Genomic DNA, 21,051 nt, shown 5'->3' with positions numbered 1-21,051 from the left:
AACAGCAAAGGGCGGTCATCTTGGCCGCCCTTTTGCTTTGGATCGATATGATGAAGCTCAAAACAGCACTATCGAAACTGGCAGGTGCAATGGCAGCAATGGTCGCCGTGCTGCTGTGGAGTATGAAACCCGTTTATGTCCAGCAGCTGAAACCGGTACTCAGTTCCGAGCAGATATTCTTTCTGGCTGGCATGATCGCAGCAGCCACAAGCATCATCATATGGCTTTGTCGTCTCAGGCAGACTGCAACCATCCTCAGATCGGACAAGCGCTGGGCGATCATCCGCCTTACATCCCTCAGCGGCCTCTGCATTGGGGTATGGTACTGGGCGTTTTACAAGGCGCTCAGCGGTGATGTACCGGCACAGGCAACGATCATCGCCTTCACATGGCCTCTGCTCGGCATTCTTGCGATACGCCGCTTTGCCCCGGCACTGCACCGGCCACTTCATATATGGGAATATCCACTCCTCGGACTGGCCTTTATCGGTGCGGCGATAACCGCCAGCGGCAATAGCGGGCAATATCACTTGATGCTCTATGCCGCCCTCGCCGCTGTCGGCGCAGGTCTCTACCTGCCATTTGCCTTACGGGCCATTGCACTCGTGGAGCCGATTACCCGGAGCCGGGTCAGCGCCAGTTTTCATGTTATCTCGCTGCTCAATCTGGTGGCACTGACCGTTGGTGCCTGCCTGTTGGCATTGGGTGGGCACCAATTACTGCCTCTTGCCAATCTTGCGACCGATCACTGGCTGATACTGGCGTTGATCGGTATCGCGACTTACCTGCTGTCAGAGATTCTCTGGTGTTGGGGGCTGTCGATTGCCAGCAGCACATCCGTTGCCGCAGTTGCCTTCTTCTCACCGGTTCTGTCGGTTATCTGGCTGCGCACATTCTTCGCCGCCGACGTGCCGGGAACAGCATGGCTCGGGCTTGCACTCGTACTGGTTGCCAATCTGGCACTGCATTTCGATGTCATGACCAGCCTGCTGCGCAGGTTGCGACCATTAAAGGGGCAGCCGGAACAGGGTTGATTGCCGGACGCCACCACTGGCCAGTGGGCGCTCGCCCATGCCAGATTGGGTAAAGCCGAGGCGCTCCAGCAGTTTGATCGACCCCGCATTTTCCGGTGCCGTTGTGGCAGTCAGCGCCGTGAGCCCGGGCACCAGTACTCTGGCATCGGCGATCAGGCGCTGCGCCACTTCCGAGGCATAGCCCCTGCCCCAGTACTCAGCGCCGAGCCAATAACCGAAATCGGCCTCCTCACCATCGGGCCATTTGGGATGCAGGCCGATATTGCCGATCAGCAGATCGGTGTCGGGCTGATAGATACCGAGCCGGTACTCCTGACCCGACGCGGCAGCATCAATCGCGCCGTCGATCCATGCCGTGATTTCGTCCGCCGTCGCCGGTTGCGAGAAAATCGCGAGATTGGCCGTCACCACCGGATCGGCGAGCAGTTCCAGCATCCGCTCCCGATCCGCCGGACGGAGCGCACGCAGGACCAGTCGTTCGGTACGGATCAGCATGGGGTAACACCGGATCAGGTGGTTACAGCAGGACGCTCGGCAGCCATGTGGCCAGTTCCGGGAACATGGCGAGAATAGCCAGCATCAGGAGCTGGATCAGAACAAACGGAATAACCCCTTTGTAAATCTCCATCGTCGCAATTTCCGGTGGCGCAACACCACGGAGATAGAACAGCGCAAAACCGAATGGTGGCGTCAGGAACGATGTCTGCAGGTTGATGGCGATCATGATACCGAACCATATCGGATCAAAGCCGGGCATCTGCAGCAGCACCGGCCCAACGATCGGCACAACCACGAACACGATCTCGATAAAGTCGAGGAAGAAGCCCATGACGAACATGATCAGCATGACGATCAGCATGGCACCGAACGGTCCGCCGGGCATGTTGTGCAATGCCTGCTCCACCAGTTCCTCACCATTCAATCCACGGAACACGAGGCTGAACAGCGATGCGCCAACCAGAATGATAAAGACCATGGTGGTGATCTGCAGCGTAGACCGCATCACATGCTGCAGGGTCTTCATATCCAGTTGCTTATAGCAGAAGGCAAGCACCATCGAGCCTACGGCACCGACACCAGCCGCCTCGGTCGGGGTTGCGATACCGGCCAGAATGGAGCCAAGCACGGCAAAGATCAGCATGGCCGGTGGCATCAGAACCTTGAACACCCGGTATTTCAGGCTGGCCTTGTCCTCGGGCGAGATAACCAGTGCCGGGGTTGCCTTGGGATTGATGATGGCCTGAATCACGATCCAGAGCATATACATCACCACCAGCATCATACCGGGGATGAAGGCTCCGACGAACAGGTCGACAACACTGATCGGCTCCGGTGCCCAGTTGCCGACGGCACGTTGCGCCTCGGTCCATGCACCCTGCAGAATGTCGCCGAGCAGAACCAGAACGATGGATGGCGGAATGATCTGGCCGAGCGTACCGGACGCACAGATCGTGCCGGTAGCCACCTTGGGATCATAACCGGCCTTCATCATGGCAGGCAGGCTGAGCAGGCCCATGGTAACAACGGTTGCTCCAACGATACCGGTCGAGGCCGCGAGCAGCATACCGACGAAGATCACCGACAGGCCGAGACCGCCACGGATTTCACCGAACAGCTGGCCCATGGTCTCGAGCAGATTTTCGGCGATACGGGACCGTTCCAGCATCACGCCCATGAAGATGAACAGCGGCACGGCCACCAGCACCTCATTGGTCATCACACCGATATAGCGCGATGGCAGGGCGGCAAAGATATCGAGCCGGAACACAACCCCGCTGACCTCAACACCGAAAATGCTGAGAATGTCAGGCAGGAAATGACCGAGAAAGGCAAAGGCCAGCGCGGTACCGGCCAGCGTGAAGGCAACCGGGAAGCCCGCCATCAGCGTGACACAGGCCACGGCAAACATGGTGACGGCAAGGATTTCGCCAAGGAATGTATGATCCATCTCTAGACGCCCTCAACCTGCGGCTCGACCGGTGGGAGAAACTCTGGATGTTTGCACAGCACCAGAATGGAGCGCAGTATCAGCGACAGGCCTTGCAGCAGGGTCAGGCCGACAAATACCAGCAGCATCGATTTCAAGATGTAGAGGCCAGGCATCCCCCCTGCCTCGCGGGAACCTTCATAGATGGCCCAGCTCTTCATGACATAGGGATAAGCGTAATAGCCGATGATGCACAGCACCGGCACCAGCAGGAACAGACAGCCGAACAGGTTCACCAGCGCCTGATATTTCGGCGAGGCCCCGCGATAAAAAATATCCACCCGCACATGCCCGTCATGGAGCAACGTATAACCGGCACCGGCCATAAAGGTGATGCCGTGCATCCAGACATAGCTTTCCTGCAGCTTGACGTAGTTCTCGCGCAGCCAGACCAGCGGCATGGCCAGCAGTTCCGGCATCCAGTCCACCGTCGACAACGGCAGAATGGCGTAGCGGAGCAGCACCACAAAACAGGTCATCAGCACCATGGCCAGCAGGAGCCAGGCAACGCCGCGACCGACTATTTCGTTCAGCCCGTCAATGAACCGAACAATATGCGCGAGAACAGCAGTCATCGGAGATATCAGTCAGCCAGTTTCGAGCGACGATCAGCGCCGGTGAACTGCCAGACGCCATAGACGGTTGCAATGGCCAGACCGGTTTTCAGCAGAGTAGCAAAACCGAACTGGGTGACGTTCAGCATCAGTGCTTCCTCATAGCCCATAATCGTGCCGAGCCAGGCAACACCGGGGATGAAGACCGCAAGATGGGCGGCGATCATGCCGAACAGCACAGCGACAAACCGCAGGCTGCCACGCACCTGACAGGCATAACCGGCGATCAGGGCGGAGAGCACGAAACCGACGAGATAACCACCGGTTGGTCCCATCATATAGGCAACGCCGAGACCACGCTCAGGCGTACCGGAAAAGACCGGCAGCCCCATGGCACCTTCGGCGAGATAGAGGAGGACAGCAGCTGTACCGACGCGCCAGCCAGCCAGACCGGCAAGCGCCAGAATGGCATAGGTCTGCATGGTCATCGGCACTGGCCAGAACGGGACATGCACTTTGGCGGAAACCCAGAGCAGCTGGGCGCCGATAACGGTCACCAGAACCGCCCGGAGCATCGCCAACTGGCGGCTGTCACCGACGGGAAAGATGCGTTCAATCAGGGAAGAAGCAGTAACGGGGGCTTTAACTGCAGCAGTCATGGGGTTTTTCCTCAATAAACAGATGTTTAGAGCATTATTTGCTTATTCGTTGGCCATTGGCTTACCCGGCACGGCGGGGGGATGCAAGTTTCATGGCCGGATGCGTCATCATGTAAAGCGGTTGGAGCGTGGGAAGCCGTTCGGCACCATACGTCCCGCCTGCCCGCGTTTGCCGAGCCATGCGAGATAGTCTGGCTCGGTACGAACACCATCACCACGGCGCCACTGGAGGCCTTCTTCAGCCTTCATGGTGACGATATCCGACAGATCACCATCCTTGTAGCGCTGCAGGATCACACCGCGACCACGGGCCAGTTCAGGCAGTTCATCCAGTGGGAAAATCAGCAGCTTGCGATTGGTACCAACTACGGCAACATGATCCGCGCCCTCGGCAATCGGCAGGCAAATCTTGGCCTCAATGTCGCCGGAGACATTCATGATCTGCTTGCCGTTCTTGGTCTGGGCAATCACATCCTTCTCGGCGATCCGGAAGCCACGGCCATCGCTGGCACCGAGGATCAGATCACGTTTCGGATCATGGGGCATCATCGATACAATATCGGCGTCATTCGGCAGGTCGATCATCAGACGCACCGGCTCACCATAGCCACGACCCGGCGGCAGCTTGTCGACACCGAGCGTATAGAACCGCCCATTGGTGCCGAAAACCACGAGCCGATCCGTCGTCTCCGCATGGAGGGCAAAGCGCGCACGGTCCCCCTCCTTGAAACGCAAATCATCGGCATTGTTGATGTGGCCCTTGACCGCGCGGATCCAGCCCTTGGCGGAGCAAACCACCGTCACCGGCTCACGCTCGACCATGGCCTCAACCGGCACGTCATCAAAGGCCGGGGCTTCACCGATCACCGTGCGACGGGCACCCAGTTTGGTATCCTGCCCGAATTCCTTTTGCAGCTCTGTAATCTGGTAGCCGATTGCCTTCCAGCGGCGCGCGGGTTTCTCAAGAAGATCGGTAAGATCAGCCTGTTCGGCGCTCAGCGCATCATGCTCCTTGCGGATTTCAAGCTCTTCCAGCTTGCGCAAGGCACGCAGGCGCATATTGAGGATCGCCTCGGCCTGCACATCGGTCAGGTCAAAGGTGGCAATCAGGCTTGCCTTGGCATCATCCTCTTCCCGGATGATACGGATCACCTCATCAAGATTGAGATAGGCAATCAGATAACCGCCGAGCACTTCCAGACGATGCGCGATCTTGTCGAGGCGATGGCGGGTCCGGCGGATCAGCACCTCATGGCGGTGATCGAGGAATGACAGCAGCACCTCGCGGATATTCATCACCCGCGGCACCCGACCGTCCTCAAGCACGTTCATGTTGAGTGAAAACCGGTTTTCCAGATCGGTATTGCGGAACAGGCTCTCCATGAGCATTTCCGCCTCGACATTGCGCGAGCGCGGTACCAGTACGACCCGGACATCCTCGGTGGATTCATCACGGACGTCATCGAGCAGCGGCAGCTTCCGCTCATTGAGCAGATCGGCAATTTTCTCGATCAGCTTGGACTTCTGCACCTGATACGGGATCTCGGTCACGACAATCTGGTACTGACCGTTGCCGAGGTTTTCCTTCTCCCATTTCGCGCGCAGACGGAAACCACCCCGCCCGGTCTCATAGGCGATGCGGATATTCGCCGGGTCCTCGACCAGCGTGCCACCGGTCGGGAAGTCCGGGCCGGGGATCATGGCCTGCAGGGCATCAAAACCGATATTGCGGTCCTTGATCAGGGCGAGCAGCGCCGAGCACAGCTCCGCCACATTGAATGGCGGGATATTGGTCGCCATGCCAACCGCAATGCCCGAGGCACCATTGGCCAGCAGGTTCGGGAAGGCACCGGGCAGAACGATCGGTTCCTTGCCCTCACCATCATAGGTTTCGCGGAAGTCGACGGCATCCTCGTCGATGCCCTCGAGCATCAGCTCGGCCACCCGGGTCAGCCGCGCCTCGGTGTATCGCATGGCAGCGGCATTATCGCCGTCGATATTACCGAAGTTGCCCTGACCATCGACCATCGGATAACGCTGGGCGAAATCCTGTGCCAGACGCACCATGGCATCATAAACCGCGGTATCACCATGGGGGTGATATTTACCGATCACATCACCGACCACGCGGGCCGACTTCTTGGGCGAGGTATTGGGACCAAGGTTGAGCTGGCTCATCGCAAACAGCAGACGCCGGTGCACCGGCTTCATGCCGTCGCGCACATCGGGCAGCGAGCGTGAGGTAATGGTCGATAGCGCGTAGGCGAGATACTTCTCGCTCAACAGATCGCCAAAGGCGCGCTCAATGACTGTTTCCATATTCAAACGGTTTTCATCTACGGACAGATAGGGCCGGGATCACCCGTCAGGCAGGTCCTCGGCGTCGTCCACCGTAGCCGAAACCCCGGCATATCTGGAATAGCTTTCCGCAAATCTGAGCCGTGCTGCGGGCAAAGGCTTGTTGGTAACATCGAAGACATGACGTTGCAGGAAGTGCCCGGTAAGGCGCAATCCTGCCACGATTTCAGGGGGTTCGCCGGTTCCCTTGCCGATCAGGAACCCCGGCAGCGGCAAAAGCCGTTCCTTATACGGTCCGGCCCCTTCCTCGGACACCGCACAACCGGATTTGGGGCTGACATAGGTCAGATTCGTTTTTGCCCCGGTCGCCGCGCAACGGGTCAGATCAAGCCCGAAGCCGAGACTCTCAAGCAATTTCACTTCCCACATTACCAGCACAGCGGCCCAGAACTCACCTCCGAAGGCTTCGAGCAGTGCCTCGGTCGCGTAATAAACATCGGCATGGGCCTCACGCTCCGGCAGGGCGGCATCGGCCAGCGTGCAGACCGCCTGCAAGCCGCTGAGGCGCAGCGGTTCATCTAGCAGATCAGAGGCAAAGTGCCGGTCAGCCTCAAGCGCCCAGGTGCCGAGATGATCAGCAAGCCGCGCACGCCATTGCGCCTGTACCCGCGTGCCCGGTTCGGCAACGCCGCGCTGACGGTTTGATTGTGCGCCACGGAGCAGACCGGCATGACGCCCCTGCTCCTCGCACAGGATGTTTACGACCGCACTGCCCTCACCGTAAGGGCGGGCAGAGAGCACGATGCCACGATCAACCCAATCCATGCGCCATCACCTACTCAATCACCGCCTGCAGCTTGGCCGAAACCAGCTGTCGACCGGCAGGCGCTATCGCCAGACAGAATGCCAGTGCGAAGATGGCAGCGACCAGCCAGAGCATCGCGGAATGCTGGAACCATTGCATGGCTATGCCGGCGAGCCAGGGCCCAACGAGACCACCCAACGTATAACACATCACCATGAGCGCATGGGCGGTTGGCAGGAACTGGCGGGCAATGCCATGCCCGACCAATGTGATGGCAAGGGTATAGACGCTCATCGCCATACCGCCGAACAGGAAGCAAAGCACGATGGCCAGCCAGAGCATCTGGCCCGCCAGTGGCAGCGCCAGCGCCGTTATCGCCCCCGCCGCAAGCAGGCAGGTCATCACCAGTCGCGGCTGATAGCGGTCGGACAGCCAGCCGAAAACATATTGCAGCACGATGCCACCGGCTGCGAAGGCAGTAATCAGATGGGCAGCATAGCCCTCACCATAACCGCGTCCTAGGGCATAGACCGGCATCATGGAATAGATGATGGTCTCGGCCAGCCCACCGGCGATGGCGTAGATGACCAGCACCGGCATCAGGGCGATCATGCCGAGCGTACCGCGCAGGGTACTGCGGTCGGTATCCGGCTCGACCTTCGGCGCACCTTTTCTTAGGGCAAAGACCCAGATAGCAGAGGCGAGATAGACCAGTGCCGCCGCGTAGAACGGCCCATCACCATCGGCACCGACCATCAGCATGATCTGGGGGCCGAGCGCCATGCCGATACCCCAGATACCGGCATAGGTCGCCATATAGCGACCGCGCTTGCCGTTCGGGATCACGGCATTCAGCCAGACCTCGCCCATCACCCAGGGGATGGTATTGAACAGGCCGAAGGCAAAGCTCAGTACAAACCATGCGATGATATGCTCGGTCTGGGTCAGCAGGAGATAGGTGATGGCCTCACCGAGCAGCGAGACCACAATGATGGTCACCATGCCGAACCGGGCATGGAGTGCCGGCACCTTGCCTGCCGCAAGCAGGATCGACAGCGATGCCATGGCCGCCACACCGCCGATTACCGCCGGGCTGTACCCGGCCAGATCGAGGCGGATGGACATGGTCGGCAGCACCAGCCCGAAGGCAAGCCCCATGGCAAACATCGAGCCGTAAATGGCTATCAGACTGCGGGTCTGCGTCAGGTTCATTGTCTGAATATCCCATGGCGGACAGCCCGCCCATGAACAGGCCGGTCACAGCCCCTAAACGTTGAACGGCAATCCGATGGCGTTGTAATGATCCGGGTCATCGGCCCAGTTCTCCTGCACCTTCACATGCAGGAACAGATGCACCTTGCGATCAAGAAGGGCTTCGATCTCCTTGCGGGACGCCTCACCCACCGCCTTGATCATCGAGGCACCCTTGCCGATCACCATGCGCTTGTGGTTCTCGCGCTGGACATAGATCACCTGCTGGATACGGGCGGAGCCATCGGGCTTTTCTTCCCAACTCTCGGTCTCGACCGCGATGCCGTATGGCAGTTCCTGATGCAATTTGAGGAAAAGCGCCTCGCGGGTCATTTCCGCTGCCAGAATGCGCGATGCCTGATCGGTCAGGGTGTCTTCCGGGAAGTGCCATGGCCCTACCGGCATGGACTGCGCCAGAAGCTGTCGCAGATCCTCAAGCCCGTCGCCCTTGGGCGCGGAAATCATATAGGTCTGGTCAATCGGGGCCAGTTCGTTGAGCGCAGCCGATAACGGCAACAGCGCATCGGGTTTGATCAAGTCGGTCTTGGTCAGCACCAGCGTCACCCGGCGGTTCTGTTCACTCAAGGCTTCGGCAATCCGGCGCACCTCTTCAACAAGGCCGCGCTTGGCATCCACCAGCCACAGGGTCAGATCGGCATCGGACGACCCCTGCCAGGCGGTTGCCACCATGGCCCGGTCGAGCCGCCGCTTGGGTGCAAAGATACCCGGCGTGTCGATATAAACAATCTGGCTCTCGCCCTCGATCGCGACCCCCAGCATACGGGTACGTGTGGTCTGTACCTTCGGTGTGACGATGGCGATCTTGGTGCCAACCAGCGCATTGAGCAGCGTCGATTTCCCGGCATTTGGCGCACCGATCAGGGCAACAAAACCGCAGCGGGTTTCGGCAGTGGCATCACTCATGACTTTGTCTTTCCAGTTGCAGAAACCTGATCGAGCATCAGCCGGGCAGCGGCCTGCTCTGCCTTCTGTTTAGATGTTCCCACGGCACTAACCATATCGAAACCCTGTAGCGACAACCCGATGGTAAATGTCGGCGCGTGATCCGGTCCGGCGCGGTCCAGCACCTTGTATTGCGGCAGTGGAATACCCTGCTGCTGTGCCCATTCCTGAACGCTGGTCTTGGCATCCTGTGGCGGTTTTTCCGCTGCAGTCATGATGCCGGTCCATTCGCGCCTGATAAAGGCACGGGCAGCCTCAATCCCGCCATCGCGGTACAGAGCGGCGATCACCGCCTCACAGGCATCGGCGAGGATGGATTTGTTCTCGACCACATCGGTTTTGATCGCAGCATCGCCGGGGGCGGCCTGTATCAGATGACCCAGGCGGATGCGTTTGGCGACCTCGGCAAGGGTCTGGCTGCGCACCATGACCGAATGGCGCTTGGCGATGTCGCCCTCGCGCTCGTCCGGGAAGGCCTCAAGCAGCATTTCGGCCACCACCAGCCCCAGCACCCGGTCACCGAGGAACTCCAGCCGTTCATAGGCCTCGGCAGCCGTTACCGCGCCGGTGCCGATAACACTCGGATGGGTCAGTGCTGCGATGATCTGGGTCTTGTCGGAGAAGGTGTGACCAAGCGCCTGTTCAAGCGGCGCCAGATCGACCGCCGTTAAAGCGCCATCACTGGTCATTTGTCCGGTACCGTGTCAACTGACAGGAAGGTACGATCAAGTCGCATAACCTCGCCCCAGCGCCAGAACTGCCACCATGGCTCACCGGGCTTGACCGAATAGAAAATCCGCTCGGCTCGACCGACGATATTCTCAGCCGGCACATAGCCGACCTTGAGGATCACGCGACTGTCCTGCGACCCGTCACGGTTATCGCCCATCATGAAGTACTTGCCCTCAGGCACCTTGAAGATGCGGGTATCGTCGAGCGGCTGATTGTCGTTTTCCTCGAAAATCTCATGCACGACACCATTGGGCAGCGTCTCGTGATAGAGCTTGCGCGGCAGGCGGATACCGCTGTTGAACTCCAGCACATCGGCCTTGAAATCACGCTCGACCAGCTTGTCATTGATATAAAGGCGGCCATCGACCACCTGCACCTGATCGCCCGGCAGGCCGATCACCCGCTTGATATAATCGGTCGAGGTGTCGGTCGGCAGCTTGAAAACGACGATATCGCCGCGCTCCGGTCCGGTCCCCCCGATACGGCCATCAAACGGCAGCTTGATGAACGGAATTGAGTACGGGCCATAGCCATAGGCGAATTTCGAGACAAACAGGGTGTCACCGATCTGCAGGGTCGGTTCCATGGAGCCGGACGGAATGCTGAACGGCTCATAGGCAAAGCTGCGGATCAGGAAGGCAATGAAAAAAGCGCTGACAAAAATCTTCAGCACTTCGGTAAAGCCGCCATCGGCCTTGGGTTTTGTCTGTTGGACTTCCACTGTCTCGCTACCGGTCTTCAAAAAATGATCTGCCAAAATCCTGTCCCCGCCAAAAGACCGAGAAATATGCCGGGGCAAGCCCGCAAGAATGTTCAAGAACCAGACAGGGCCTGCTCACCCCTGCGCTGGACAAGGGTTAGGACCTTACCACCGCAATGTCCAGAACCCAATCGCCCGTAACATGGCAGAAATGCCCGCCAAATGCCCCTATTCCGGCAGCTTAGCGGATATTGGCACCGCCTCGATAATCACAAATGCCTGAGCATATGGCGGCTCATCGGTAATGGTCAGATGCACCATTGGCTCATAACCGTCGGGAATCAGGCTGGCCAGCCGTTCCCCGGCACCGTTGGTCATCGCCATGGTCGGTTTGCCCGATGGCAGGTTGACCACCCCCAGATCCTTCATGAACACCCCGGCTCTAAAGCCGGTGCCCAGTGCCTTGGAGCACGCTTCCTTGGCGGCAAAGCGTTTGGCGTAGGATGGGATGCGCTGGGCCTTGCGTTCCGAACGCGCGATCTCGACCGGTGTAAAGACGCGGTTGATGAACCGCTCGCCGAACCGTTCGAGAGTTTTCTCAATCCGGCGAATGTCGATCAGATCACTGCCAATACCGATAATCATGCCAGCCTACTCATGGGTTGCGATTACTCATGGGTTACAACATCTGCACGGGCAGCATTCATCAGGTGCCGCATCCGCGATACCGCAGTTTCCAGCCCGACAAACACGGCCTCGCCAATCAGGAAGTGCCCGATATTCAGTTCCACGACCTCGTGGATGACCGCCACCGCCTCGACATTGCCATAGGTCAGACCGTGCCCGGCGTGGCATTCCATACCGGTACCGCGGGTGGCTCTGGCCGCCTGATACAGGCGATCCAGTTCCTCGGCCATACGGGTCGGATCATCATGGGCGTTGTCATAGGCCTCGGCATAAGCGCCGGTATGCAACTCCACCGCACCGGCCCCGATGCGATGAGCAGCAGCGACCTGTGCCGGATCGGGGTCAATAAACAATGACACCCTGATCCCGGCATCAGCCAGCGGCTTCACGAATTTGGTCAGCGCGGCTTCAGCACCAAGCGCGTTCAACCCGCCTTCGGTCGTCAGTTCTTCCCGTTTTTCCGGCACGATACAGACAGCGGTCGGCAAGCTATCGAGGGCGATACGCTGCATTTCATCGGTCGCAGCCATCTCCAAATTTATCGGCAAATCAATGGCTTGCACCAACTCGCTGACATCGCCATCCCGGATATGGCGACGGTCCTCGCGCAGATGGATGGTCAGACCATCAGCTCCAGCCGCCTGTACTACCTGAGCGGCACGCAGGGGTGACGGGTGCAGACCACCACGGGCATTACGCAGGGTCGCCACATGATCGATATTCACACCGAGGCGTAAACTACTGGACATAAAGGAAACTTTCGACTGGCAGAATGTATCAGGGAGATAGGACGGGATTTGACTTTGTCTATTCTGCCGGTTTGATCGAGCCCTTGGCAATCTCCGCCTGCAGCTTGGCCTCATCCCGTTGCTTGCGATAGGTAGCAACCCCGACCCTGACGATGCAGAAAGCAATCACCGCCGCAATCGGTCCGGTTATCATGCTGCCGAGCAACCATGGGAAGGTGATCTCGCCGATCTGGTTGAGCACGGTGCTGATCGTCAGATGATCAAAAGCCTCCATGAACATCGCCGTGCCACTGCCGGTGAACCCAACCTGTCGACCGAGCAGGATCAGGCCGATCTGATAGGAGGTGCCCCACATGATCGGGAAGGTTATCGGATTGCCAACCAGTGTGCCCAATGCAGCGGCAAGGATATTCCCGCGCAGAGGCCAAGCAAGCAAGGCCGCGATAATAAAGTGAAAGCCGACCAGCGGTGTGAAGGACAGTGCCACCCCGCAGGAAAACCCGGTGGCAATGGCATAAGGGGAAGCGCGCAGTCGGAGTACACGATGCTTCAGATAGGTTACGACACGGCGCCAACCGGCCTTGGGCCAGAATAATTCCTTGAATAGATGAAGCCAACTTAATGGCCGCCGCCGTCGAAACATCGCTCTGTCGTTATTTACGGGCTGTCAGCAACCGGCAGATACCGGGCAACAGCCATTCCCACATCCAAATACGTGAAGCTTATATAGGGACGAAATACCGGATCGCCACCGCTTGTCAGTATGCTTCACGCCTTCCCATAGGCGATCATAACAAAAATGCCAGCGTGATGCGCCTATGGTTTTCAATTCTTTTGATAAAACGACGGCATTGCGAAACGCTTAATGTCGCAGGACGAATTACCGTTCCTGCTTACCGACCCTGGGCGCGGTCCACGGCATTGATCACTGGCGTTGCCCGCAAGGCGGCAATGATATTGGTCAGGTGACGCACATCCTTGACCTGAATATCAATCAGCATATCCCAGAAATCGAGCGACCGGTTGGTCACCTTGAGATTGAGGATATTGCCATCATTCTTGCCGATCACGGTCGAGAGCGTCCCGAGGCTGCCCGGCTCATTGGCGAGCGTGATCTGCAGACGCCCGGTATGTTCCTCCGGTGCTTCCGGCCCCACATCCCAGGCAACATCAATCCAGCGCTCGGGCGTTTCGGCGAAGCTCTCCAGCGTATCGCAATCGATCGTGTGGATCGTTACCCCCTTACCAGACGTGACGATACCGACAATACGGTCGCCCGGCAGCGGGTGACAGCAGCGGGCAAAGTGCACGGCAAGTCCGGGGATCAGACCACGGAGCGGGACCGGGTGATCATTCCGGCGGCGGCGTTCCTGACGCGCCTTCTGGATCGGGACGACATTCTCATCCGACTTCGCGCGCAGCTGCTCGGCAACCTCGCTGCGGTGACCGGGGAAAATGGTGTTGAACACTTCACGGCTGGTCAGGTTGCCCATACCGACCGCAGCATAGAGATCATCATTCTCATCAAAACGCATTGTTTTCAATACGTTCTGAACCGCCTTTTCAGTAAATTCGTAGCCTTCCTGACGGAAGACCTTCTGCACCATGGCCTTGCCGAGCGAGGCATATTCCGCCCGCTGCTGTGAACGGACAAAGCGGCGGATACGGGCCCGCGCCTTACCGGTAACGACAAAGCGTTCCCAGGTCGGTGACGGCGTCTGGTTCTTCGAGGTCTGAATTTCGACCTGATCACCGTTGTTCAGGGCGGTATCAAGCGGCACCAGACGGCCATTGACCTTGGCCCCGACGCAGGTATCGCCGATATCCGAATGCACCGCATAGGCGAAGTCAACCGCGGTTGCCTTGCTCGGCAGGGCAATCACGTCACCGCGTGGTGAGAAACAGAACACCTGATCCTGAAACAGCTCGAGCTTGGTATGCTCGAGAAACTCTTCCGGACGCTGGGCATTGTCGAGAATGTCGAGGAAGTCGCGCAGCCAGCGGAACTTCGGCGTATCGGCCCCCGGCGTACCCTGCTTGTAGGCCCAGTGCGCCGCCACACCCAGCTCTGCACTCTCATGCATGTCCTGGGTCCGGATCTGGATTTCAATCCGTTGGCGCTCGGGCCCGATAACCGTGGTGTGCAGGCTCTTGTAGCCATTGGGCTTCGGCGTCGAGATGTAGTCCTTGAACCGACCCGGCACCAGCGGGTAATTGCCGTGAATAACGCCCAGAACCTGATAACAGGTGGCAATATCCGGTGCGATGATCCGGAACGCCATGATGTCGGACAGCTGTTCAAACGCCACATTCTGCCGCTGCATTTTGCGCCAGATTGAATAGGGCGTTTTCTCGCGGCCATAGATTTCGACATCCACTTCATTGGCGGTCATCAACTCGCGCAATTCGCCAAGGATGTTGTCAACGAGGTTGCCGCCCTCTTCCCGCAGGAACTGCAGACGGGTCAGGATGCTCTCACGCGCTTCCGGCACCAGTTGTGCGAAAGAAAGGTCCTCGAGCTGCTCCTTCATCTTGGCAACGCCGATACGTTCGGCGAGCGGCGCGTAGAGATCAAGGGTTTCGCGGGCAATACGCTTGCGCTTGTCTTCCCGCGGAATGAACTCCAGCGTCTGCATGTTGTGCAGGCGGTCGGCGAGCTTTACCAGCAGGACGCGGATATCCTCGGACATGGCGAGGACCAGCTTGCGGAAGTTTTCCGCCTGTTTCGACTGGTCGGAATTCAGCTTGATCTGGCTGAGCTTGGTAACCCCCTCGACCAGATTGGCCACCTCATCGCCAAACAACTCGCGGATTTGCGCGTCGGTAGCCTCGGTGTCCTCAACCGTGTCGTGGAGCAGTGCGGTAATGATCGAGGCAGTATCAAGCCGCATCTCGGTCAGGATACCGGCGACTTCTAACGGATGGGTGAAATAGGGGTCACCAGAGGCGCGTGTCTGTGAGCCATGAGCCTTCATCGAGAAGACATAAGCACGGTTCAGCGCGTCTTCATCCACATGGGGGTCATAGGCCTTGACCCTCTCGACCAGCTCAAATTGCCGGATCATCTAGCCTCTTGCCTCATCCGGTTCCCGCATAACCCGGTAAACCATTGGTCAAACACAATACTGCCGCTCAAGTGTAACCTGAGCGGCAGCAAAATCGGAAAGGATTACTTGTCTTCGACAGCGTCCTGATCGTCCTCGAAGCGATAGGCCCCCATGCTTGGCTGGCTGATCGCTGCGGAGAAGGTGCCGCCTTCCTGCCCCTCTGCGGTTTCCTCGCTCTTGTTCTCGAGCAGGACTTCCGCTGCCGGTGGCGGTGCCTCTGGCTCGAGGGTCACGCGCTGATGGCTGTTGATCAGGGATTCACGCAGCTCTTCGTGGTCGAGCTTGTCCTCGGCGATTTCGCGCAGGGCGACAACCGGGTTCTTGTCATTGTCGCGATCCACATGCAATGCGGTACCGCCGCCAATCTCGCGGGCGCGCTGGGATGCCAGCATCACCAGATCAAACCGGTTGGGTACTCTTTCGACACAATCTTCAACTGTCACGCGGGCCATGGGCCATGAACTCCAATTTCTAACGTCTTGATAACGGATGGTTTAATATAGGCAGGTCACCGACATTTTGCACGCGCGCAAAACGCTTGGCAGCCCCGCTCGATTAAGCGCCTCAATACAGCATTTGCCTATTCGGATAAAGCCACCGTATCGCCCTCATCCGCAGACGGCAAGCCCTGAAGTAATTCGGCTGCAGTTTGTGCCAGTTTCGGATGCTGCCAATCAGGCGCGAAATCACATAAGGGCCGGAGCACAAAACGCCGCTCATGCATCCGTGGATGGGGCAGAACCGGCCCACCCGTCCCCGCTTCACTTGTCTGATTGTCGAAATCGATCAGGTCCAGATCAATGATCCGGGCGGCATTGATTACCCCCCGCACCCGGCCAAACCGGGCCTCGATCTCATGCAATGTGCTTAACAGGGCATCCGCCGTACCATCATAGGCGACCTCGATCACGCCATTCACGAAATCCGGCTGATCGGAAACCGGCACGGGTTTGGTTGCATACCAGCGCGATTGTTGAACCAGTTTAATGTCATAATCCGGCAAACAGGCTATGACCTGTTCCAGCACAGCCTGTGGGCTGCCGTATTCCGGATGCGGCAGGTTGCTACCAAGGGCGACGAGCTTCATAAGCACTTGTATTCCATGGAAAATGTGGCCATGTTGCGAAAGATTTCGTCAAACCACTTGTAAAAGATTAGCCGGATGCAATGTCAATGTTATCCGGCCCTGCCGATGACATTTTCAATAATCCATTTTGATAAGGGATAGTCATGATTATTTACAAACAAGAACGGCTCGCGATGTTTATCGACGGGGCCAATCTCTATCACGCCGCGCGCAATCTCGATTTCGATATCGACTACAAATCCCTGCTCCGCTGGGCGACCGAGCGCGGACGCCTGATCCGTGCCTATTACTACACCGCGATCGATGAGGATCAGGAGTATTCACCGCTCAAGCCGCTGGTCGACTGGCTCGATTACAACGGCTACACCATGGTGACCAAGCCGCCGAAGGAATTTACCGACAGCACCGGCCGCCGCAAGACCCGCTCCAATATGGATGTGGAACTGGCCGTCGATGTAATGGAACTGGCCCCCTATCTCGATCACGTCATGCTGTTTTCCGGCGATGGCGACTTTCACCCGCTGGTCGAGGCGATCCAGCGCAAGGGCATCCGCGTGACCGTGGTCAGCACCACCAAGACCAGCCCGCCGATGGTATCCGATGAATTGCGCCGCACAGCGGATAATTTCTTTGACTTGTCCGATCTGGCCAAGCAGTTCTCTCGGGGTGACCGGGACGAGAACCGCCGCAGCAGATCAAGGGATGATTACGATGATGAGGGTTATGACGATTAAGGACGAACAACTTTGTCCGATGCCGTCATGAATGCCCGCACCCTGACCATCCCGGCCCCGCCAGCGGACTGCCCGACCTGTCCCCGACTGGCGGAGTTCCGTCATGCCAATGGCAACAAGTTCCCCAGCTATCACAATGCCCCGGTGCCGAGCTTTGGCCCGACCGATGCGCGACTGATGATTGTCGGCCTCGCCCCTGGTCTGCACGGGGCGAACCAGACGGGCCGCCCGTTTACCGGCGATTATGCCGGTGACCTGCTCTATGCCACGCTGGTGAAGTTCGGTTTTGCCACGGGCACCTATGCCAAGCATCGTGATGACGGGCTGAGCTTGAGCGACTGCCGGATCACCAATGCCGTGCGCTGCGTACCGCCACAGAACAAGCCGGAGACTGTGGAAATCGCCAACTGCCGCCCGTATCTGGATGGCGAACTGACCACCCTGCCGAAGCTGCGCGCCATTCTCGCCCTCGGGCTGATCGCGCATAAATCCACGCTGGCAACACTGGGCTTCAAGCAAAGCGCCTTTGCCTTCAAGCACAATGCAGCCCATCCGGTCGGTGATGAGGATGCCCCGCTGACCCTGTTCAACAGCTATCACTGCTCACGCTACAACACCAACACCGGTCGGTTGACGACCGAGATGTTCGAGGATGTTTTCCGGCATATCCGCCGGGTACTCGATAGCGCCGGTTAGCCAGCCTGAAATCGCGACCAGACGGGTTTTCCACCGAAAACATGCGCGCGACTCGTTTTTCGACTCGCGCTCAGACTTGCCCATATTTAGTGTCGACCAACATTATTGGCACTACATATTGTTGGGCGCGATCATGCTTGTTCATCGCTATTTCACTGGCAACAACCCCGAACTGTCGGAAACCGACCGGTACAGTACCGCCCCGCGGCGGCGTGTTTCCATGTCACCCGGCCTCTGGGACAATCAGGATACAACCAGCGGCGGTCAGGCTCCCGATCATGTGATCGTACCTGCCGACTGGTCCGATAATGCCGCCCGCGCCTTTGCCGAGATCGCCTGTTACAAGGGCCGCCTGCCCCGCTTCACCCGCCAGATCGGAGCCACCAATGTGCCGGAAGCGCTCTGGCGTTCCGGCCTCGACAAGCAGGCGCTGAAGGCAGCGCCCAAGGAACAGCGCTATACCTTCGAGAACAATGCCTTCGATGTCATTGCCCGGATCAGTGGTGGCATCGCCTATGCCGGATGGCGGCAGGGCTATTTCGACGATGCGGAACAGGCGCTGAATTTCCGCGCGGAACTGGCCGAACTGCTGCTCACTCGCCGGATGGTGCCAGGCCCGCATATCTGGGCCGAAGCTGGCCTGCACTGGGCCTATGGCATCAATGGCGATGATACCGATGGCCTCGGCGGCTATTGCCTGAGCAAGGACCAGCAGGGCGTCGAGCACACCGAATCGCTGCTTGAATATCCGCGATTGAGTGACCTCGGCGGCGGCACGGCAACCGTTACCGAGCGCAGGATCGATGCTGCGGGAGACCATGACGCTGCCATGGCGGCACTGGCAGAGGCAGCGGCCACGGACTGGCAGGCCGCCAGCACGCTGGTTGGGGCGCAACTGCTCGACACCACTCTTGATGCCTTCGCCAAAACCCTGAAAGCAGTCACTCCAGCACCGGTTGCCGAACTGGTCGCCAATCCGGACATTACCCGGGCGATCATGGATTGCCGACAGGCCGGTGTTCCTGACACCCTGACCGCCCGTGCCCTGCAGCTTCATGCCAGCGGTCGCAGTGACCGTCTCGCCGCCTGGGCCAAACAGGCGAGCCGCAACAGCGGGTTGTCCGATGCGCAACGTGACCGCCTGACCCTTGGTCTCAGCAATGAGCTGCTGGAACAGGCAGTGATGGCCGAGGCTGCCGGTGACGACAACGCTGTCGCCACCGGTGCCATGGCCGAGGCGGCAAGCCTGCTCGATGGTCTCGGCTGGGCCGGATGGACCTCGGGCCAGCCCGCAACCAGCTTTAATGACAGTGTCCGCGACTGGTCACCGGTGCCCGCCGAGGAGATGACCAATGCCGCCAATGGCGCAGTACAGTTTGTGCCGGGCGTGGAAATGCCCATGGCCAGCATCGTGCCCGCCATGTTCCTCAGCCCCAATGCCGACGCCGATGCCGCCCCGGATTTCGATCTCGCCGGTTATGTACAGGCCAGCCGGATCGCCTTGATCAGCCTCGACATTACCCTGAGCATGCAGCACTGGCGCAGTCAGAGTGCCGCACTCCACGCCCGCGATTATCGCCCGGTCGCCATCAGCACCGGCCCGATCGGTCCGGTTCTGAAGGCACTGCACCTGCCCTATGACAGCGATCAGGCGCGCGCCACCACCTCCGGCCTTATCGCTCTGCAATCAGCCATCGCCACCGGCTGTTCCGCCGAGCTGGCACAGGAGCTTGGCACCTGCCCTGCCGGATCAACCGGCAATGCGGACATGCTGCGGGTTATGCAGAACCGTGCACTCGCCGCACAGGGGGCCGAGAGCGGCTATGACGCGCTCGGTATCCAGCCGATCCCGTTCAATGCCGATGATTGCGTCATTGATGGCCTCGGCGAAGCTGTCATCTCCGCCTGGACCGATGCCAGCACGATTGTCGCCGGATGCGGTCAGCGCAACCTGTTCACCACCTGTATCAGCGAGCCGACCCGCGCCGACCTGATCGCCGATGTGTTCCAGCCCGCCCTGTCCGCCGCCTATGCCTATATGGCGGATGAGGAACCATCGGCACTGGCACAGATCGAGATGATTGCCGCCTGCCAGCCATATCTCTCCGGCGGCATTGCCATGACCGTCGCCATGCCGACCGATACCGAACTGGCAGCAACAAGCGACCTGATCCTGAAAGCATGGCGTCGGGGCTGCAAACAGCTGTCGCTGTTCCGCACCGCCGGACCGAGCGACCAGCCATGGGGCCTGCCCTATCAGCTGGCCGAACTGGACGATGAGGTCGAAGAGCAGCCGGAGGCCGTTGCGCTTGCTGAAAGCGTGGAGCAATCCCGTAACCGCAAATCAATGCCCGCACGCCGCAAGGGCTATACCCAGAAGGCAACCGTTGGGGGGCACAAGGTCTATCTGCGCACCGGTGAGTATGAGGATGGCAGCCTCGGTGAAATCTTCATCGACATGCACAAGGAAGGTGCCGCCTTCCGCTCGCTGATGAACAACTTTGCCGTCGCCATCTCCATGGGCCTGCAATATGGCGTGCCGCTGGAGGAATTTGTCGAAGCCTTCACCTTCACCCGCTTTGACCCGGCAGGACCGGTCGAGGGCAATGAGACGGTCAAGATGGCAACCTCGGTGCTCGATTATCTGTTCCGGGAACTGGCAATCTCCTATCTGGGGCGCGACGACCTCGCCCATGCCCGGCCGGAAGATGTGCGCCATGACAGCCTCGGCACCGGTGATGCCCAGGGCGACCTGCCCGATGCACCATTGGCCGCCGACCTGCTGCATCGTCTGACATCACGCGGCTATATCCGCGAACGGCTGCATGAGGGGGCCATCGGCAAGAGCGATGCTCAGGCCAAGGCCATGTCCATGGGCTATCTCGCCGAGCCATGCGCCCATTGCGGCAATCTGACGGTCATGCCGACCGATATGGGGCCGACATGCCGAACCTGTGGCACGCGCTCAAAGGCGGGCCACAGCTATGATGAGGCATTAGGTTAAGACG

At 59.1% G+C, this 21,051-nt stretch carries 20 protein-coding genes; 4 read left to right on the top strand and 16 right to left on the bottom strand.

Features of this window, described 5'->3' with window-relative positions:
* Positions 1 to 20: 20 nt before the first annotated feature.
* The gene (locus CBB62_07635) at positions 21 to 1,034 is read left to right on the top strand and encodes a hypothetical protein (protein ID OUT42158.1); all 1,014 of its coding nucleotides are present in this window, start codon (positions 21 to 23) and stop codon (positions 1,032 to 1,034) included.
* Here the strand turns inward: CBB62_07635 and CBB62_07630 are convergent.
* From CBB62_07630 to CBB62_07555, 16 genes are all read right to left on the bottom strand, one after another.
* Complete coding sequence (locus CBB62_07630) at positions 1,008 to 1,529, bottom strand: hypothetical protein (GenBank protein ID OUT42157.1); 522 nt, start codon at positions 1,527 to 1,529, stop codon at positions 1,008 to 1,010. The two genes, CBB62_07635 and CBB62_07630, sit on opposite strands and share 27 nt — an antisense overlap.
* Positions 1,530 to 1,551: 22 nt before the next feature.
* Entirely contained in the window at positions 1,552 to 2,982 is a 1,431-nt protein-coding gene (locus CBB62_07625) for a C4-dicarboxylate ABC transporter (GenBank protein ID OUT42156.1), read from the bottom strand.
* Positions 2,983 to 2,984: 2 nt separating this feature from the next.
* A complete protein-coding gene (locus CBB62_07620) occupies positions 2,985 to 3,596 on the bottom strand; it encodes a hypothetical protein (GenBank protein OUT42155.1) in 612 nt (203 codons plus the stop codon).
* A gap of 8 nt (positions 3,597 to 3,604) precedes the next feature.
* Positions 3,605 to 4,234: a hypothetical protein gene (locus CBB62_07615; GenBank protein OUT42154.1), complete on the bottom strand. Its 630-nt coding sequence runs from the start codon at positions 4,232 to 4,234 to the stop codon at positions 3,605 to 3,607.
* A 108-nt stretch (positions 4,235 to 4,342) separates the two neighbouring features.
* Positions 4,343 to 6,553 carry a DNA topoisomerase IV subunit A gene (locus CBB62_07610; GenBank protein OUT42153.1) on the bottom strand — a complete coding sequence of 737 codons (2,211 nt, stop codon included), beginning with the start codon at positions 6,551 to 6,553 and terminating at the stop codon, positions 4,343 to 4,345.
* A gap of 39 nt (positions 6,554 to 6,592) precedes the next feature.
* A complete protein-coding gene (locus CBB62_07605) occupies positions 6,593 to 7,357 on the bottom strand; it encodes a DNA repair protein RecO (protein OUT42152.1) in 765 nt (254 codons plus the stop codon).
* Between the two features lie 10 nt (positions 7,358 to 7,367).
* Positions 7,368 to 8,549, bottom strand: coding sequence for a hypothetical protein (locus CBB62_07600; protein ID OUT42151.1), 1,182 nt, complete (start codon positions 8,547 to 8,549; stop codon positions 7,368 to 7,370).
* 54 nt (positions 8,550 to 8,603) lie between these two features.
* Positions 8,604 to 9,512 (bottom strand): GTPase Era, encoded by a 909-nt coding sequence (locus CBB62_07595; GenBank protein ID OUT42150.1) that lies wholly within the window; start codon positions 9,510 to 9,512, stop codon positions 8,604 to 8,606.
* Positions 9,509 to 10,240: a ribonuclease III gene (locus CBB62_07590; GenBank protein ID OUT42149.1), complete on the bottom strand. Its 732-nt coding sequence runs from the start codon at positions 10,238 to 10,240 to the stop codon at positions 9,509 to 9,511. Before CBB62_07590 ends, CBB62_07595 begins: the two co-directional genes overlap by 4 nt.
* Positions 10,237 to 11,004, bottom strand: coding sequence for a signal peptidase I (locus CBB62_07585; protein OUT42148.1), 768 nt, complete (start codon positions 11,002 to 11,004; stop codon positions 10,237 to 10,239). The genes CBB62_07590 and CBB62_07585 overlap by 4 nt, the downstream gene beginning before the upstream one ends.
* Before the next feature lie 207 nt (positions 11,005 to 11,211).
* Positions 11,212 to 11,628: a holo-ACP synthase gene (locus CBB62_07580; GenBank protein ID OUT42147.1), complete on the bottom strand. Its 417-nt coding sequence runs from the start codon at positions 11,626 to 11,628 to the stop codon at positions 11,212 to 11,214.
* A gap of 23 nt (positions 11,629 to 11,651) precedes the next feature.
* Positions 11,652 to 12,419 carry a pyridoxine 5'-phosphate synthase gene (locus CBB62_07575; GenBank protein ID OUT42146.1) on the bottom strand — a complete coding sequence of 256 codons (768 nt, stop codon included), beginning with the start codon at positions 12,417 to 12,419 and terminating at the stop codon, positions 11,652 to 11,654.
* A gap of 58 nt (positions 12,420 to 12,477) precedes the next feature.
* Positions 12,478 to 13,062: a hypothetical protein gene (locus CBB62_07570; GenBank protein OUT42145.1), complete on the bottom strand. Its 585-nt coding sequence runs from the start codon at positions 13,060 to 13,062 to the stop codon at positions 12,478 to 12,480.
* Positions 13,063 to 13,312: 250 nt separating this feature from the next.
* The gene (locus CBB62_07565; protein OUT42144.1) at positions 13,313 to 15,484 is read right to left on the bottom strand and encodes a bifunctional (p)ppGpp synthetase/guanosine-3',5'-bis(diphosphate) 3'-pyrophosphohydrolase; all 2,172 of its coding nucleotides are present in this window, start codon (positions 15,482 to 15,484) and stop codon (positions 13,313 to 13,315) included.
* Between the two features lie 104 nt (positions 15,485 to 15,588).
* On the bottom strand, positions 15,589 to 15,978 hold the full coding sequence (locus CBB62_07560) for a DNA-directed RNA polymerase subunit omega (GenBank protein OUT42143.1): 390 nt from the start codon (positions 15,976 to 15,978) through the stop codon (positions 15,589 to 15,591).
* 128 nt (positions 15,979 to 16,106) lie between these two features.
* Positions 16,107 to 16,613 (bottom strand): 2-amino-4-hydroxy-6-hydroxymethyldihydropteridine diphosphokinase, encoded by a 507-nt coding sequence (locus CBB62_07555; protein ID OUT42142.1) that lies wholly within the window; start codon positions 16,611 to 16,613, stop codon positions 16,107 to 16,109.
* Between the two features lie 143 nt (positions 16,614 to 16,756).
* On the opposite strand from CBB62_07555, the gene CBB62_07550 reads away from it, so the two are divergent.
* From CBB62_07550 to CBB62_07540, 3 genes are read left to right on the top strand one after another with little or no spacing between them, the layout of a single operon-like run.
* On the top strand, positions 16,757 to 17,347 hold the full coding sequence (locus tag CBB62_07550) for an NYN domain-containing protein (GenBank protein ID OUT42141.1): 591 nt from the start codon (positions 16,757 to 16,759) through the stop codon (positions 17,345 to 17,347).
* A 27-nt stretch (positions 17,348 to 17,374) separates the two neighbouring features.
* Positions 17,375 to 18,043 carry a uracil-DNA glycosylase gene (locus tag CBB62_07545; GenBank protein OUT42140.1) on the top strand — a complete coding sequence of 223 codons (669 nt, stop codon included), beginning with the start codon at positions 17,375 to 17,377 and terminating at the stop codon, positions 18,041 to 18,043.
* Positions 18,000 to 21,047, top strand: coding sequence for a hypothetical protein (locus CBB62_07540; protein ID OUT42139.1), 3,048 nt, complete (start codon positions 18,000 to 18,002; stop codon positions 21,045 to 21,047). Before CBB62_07545 ends, CBB62_07540 begins: the two co-directional genes overlap by 44 nt.
* Positions 21,048 to 21,051: the final 4 nt, after the last annotated feature.

The organism is Micavibrio sp. TMED2, from assembly GCA_002168225.1.
Classification (GTDB): domain Bacteria; phylum Pseudomonadota; class Alphaproteobacteria; order TMED2; family TMED2; genus TMED2.
Note: the sequence above shows the minus strand (reverse complement) of the source record. Positions and strands in the feature narration are given on the sequence as shown.

Coding starts and splice junctions, on each gene's coding strand:
- CBB62_07630 (OUT42157.1), bottom strand. CDS start 1,529: ATGCTGATCCGTACCGAACGACTGGTCCTGCGTGCGCTCCGTCCGGCG.
- CBB62_07625 (OUT42156.1), bottom strand. CDS start 2,982: ATGGATCATACATTCCTTGGCGAAATCCTTGCCGTCACCATGTTTGCC.
- CBB62_07620 (OUT42155.1), bottom strand. CDS start 3,596: ATGACTGCTGTTCTCGCGCATATTGTTCGGTTCATTGACGGGCTGAAC.
- CBB62_07615 (OUT42154.1), bottom strand. CDS start 4,234: ATGACTGCTGCAGTTAAAGCCCCCGTTACTGCTTCTTCCCTGATTGAA.
- CBB62_07610 (OUT42153.1), bottom strand. CDS start 6,553: ATGGAAACAGTCATTGAGCGCGCCTTTGGCGATCTGTTGAGCGAGAAG.
- CBB62_07605 (OUT42152.1), bottom strand. CDS start 7,357: ATGGATTGGGTTGATCGTGGCATCGTGCTCTCTGCCCGCCCTTACGGT.
- CBB62_07600 (OUT42151.1), bottom strand. CDS start 8,549: ATGAACCTGACGCAGACCCGCAGTCTGATAGCCATTTACGGCTCGATG.
- CBB62_07595 (OUT42150.1), bottom strand. CDS start 9,512: ATGAGTGATGCCACTGCCGAAACCCGCTGCGGTTTTGTTGCCCTGATC.
- CBB62_07590 (OUT42149.1), bottom strand. CDS start 10,240: ATGACCAGTGATGGCGCTTTAACGGCGGTCGATCTGGCGCCGCTTGAA.
- CBB62_07580 (OUT42147.1), bottom strand. CDS start 11,628: ATGATTATCGGTATTGGCAGTGATCTGATCGACATTCGCCGGATTGAG.
- CBB62_07575 (OUT42146.1), bottom strand. CDS start 12,419: ATGTCCAGTAGTTTACGCCTCGGTGTGAATATCGATCATGTGGCGACC.
- CBB62_07570 (OUT42145.1), bottom strand. CDS start 13,062: ATGTTTCGACGGCGGCGGCCATTAAGTTGGCTTCATCTATTCAAGGAA.
- CBB62_07565 (OUT42144.1), bottom strand. CDS start 15,484: ATGATCCGGCAATTTGAGCTGGTCGAGAGGGTCAAGGCCTATGACCCC.
- CBB62_07560 (OUT42143.1), bottom strand. CDS start 15,978: ATGGCCCGCGTGACAGTTGAAGATTGTGTCGAAAGAGTACCCAACCGG.
- CBB62_07555 (OUT42142.1), bottom strand. CDS start 16,613: ATGAAGCTCGTCGCCCTTGGTAGCAACCTGCCGCATCCGGAATACGGC.
- CBB62_07550 (OUT42141.1), top strand. CDS start 16,757: ATGATTATTTACAAACAAGAACGGCTCGCGATGTTTATCGACGGGGCC.
- CBB62_07545 (OUT42140.1), top strand. CDS start 17,375: ATGAATGCCCGCACCCTGACCATCCCGGCCCCGCCAGCGGACTGCCCG.
- CBB62_07540 (OUT42139.1), top strand. CDS start 18,000: ATGTTTTCCGGCATATCCGCCGGGTACTCGATAGCGCCGGTTAGCCAG.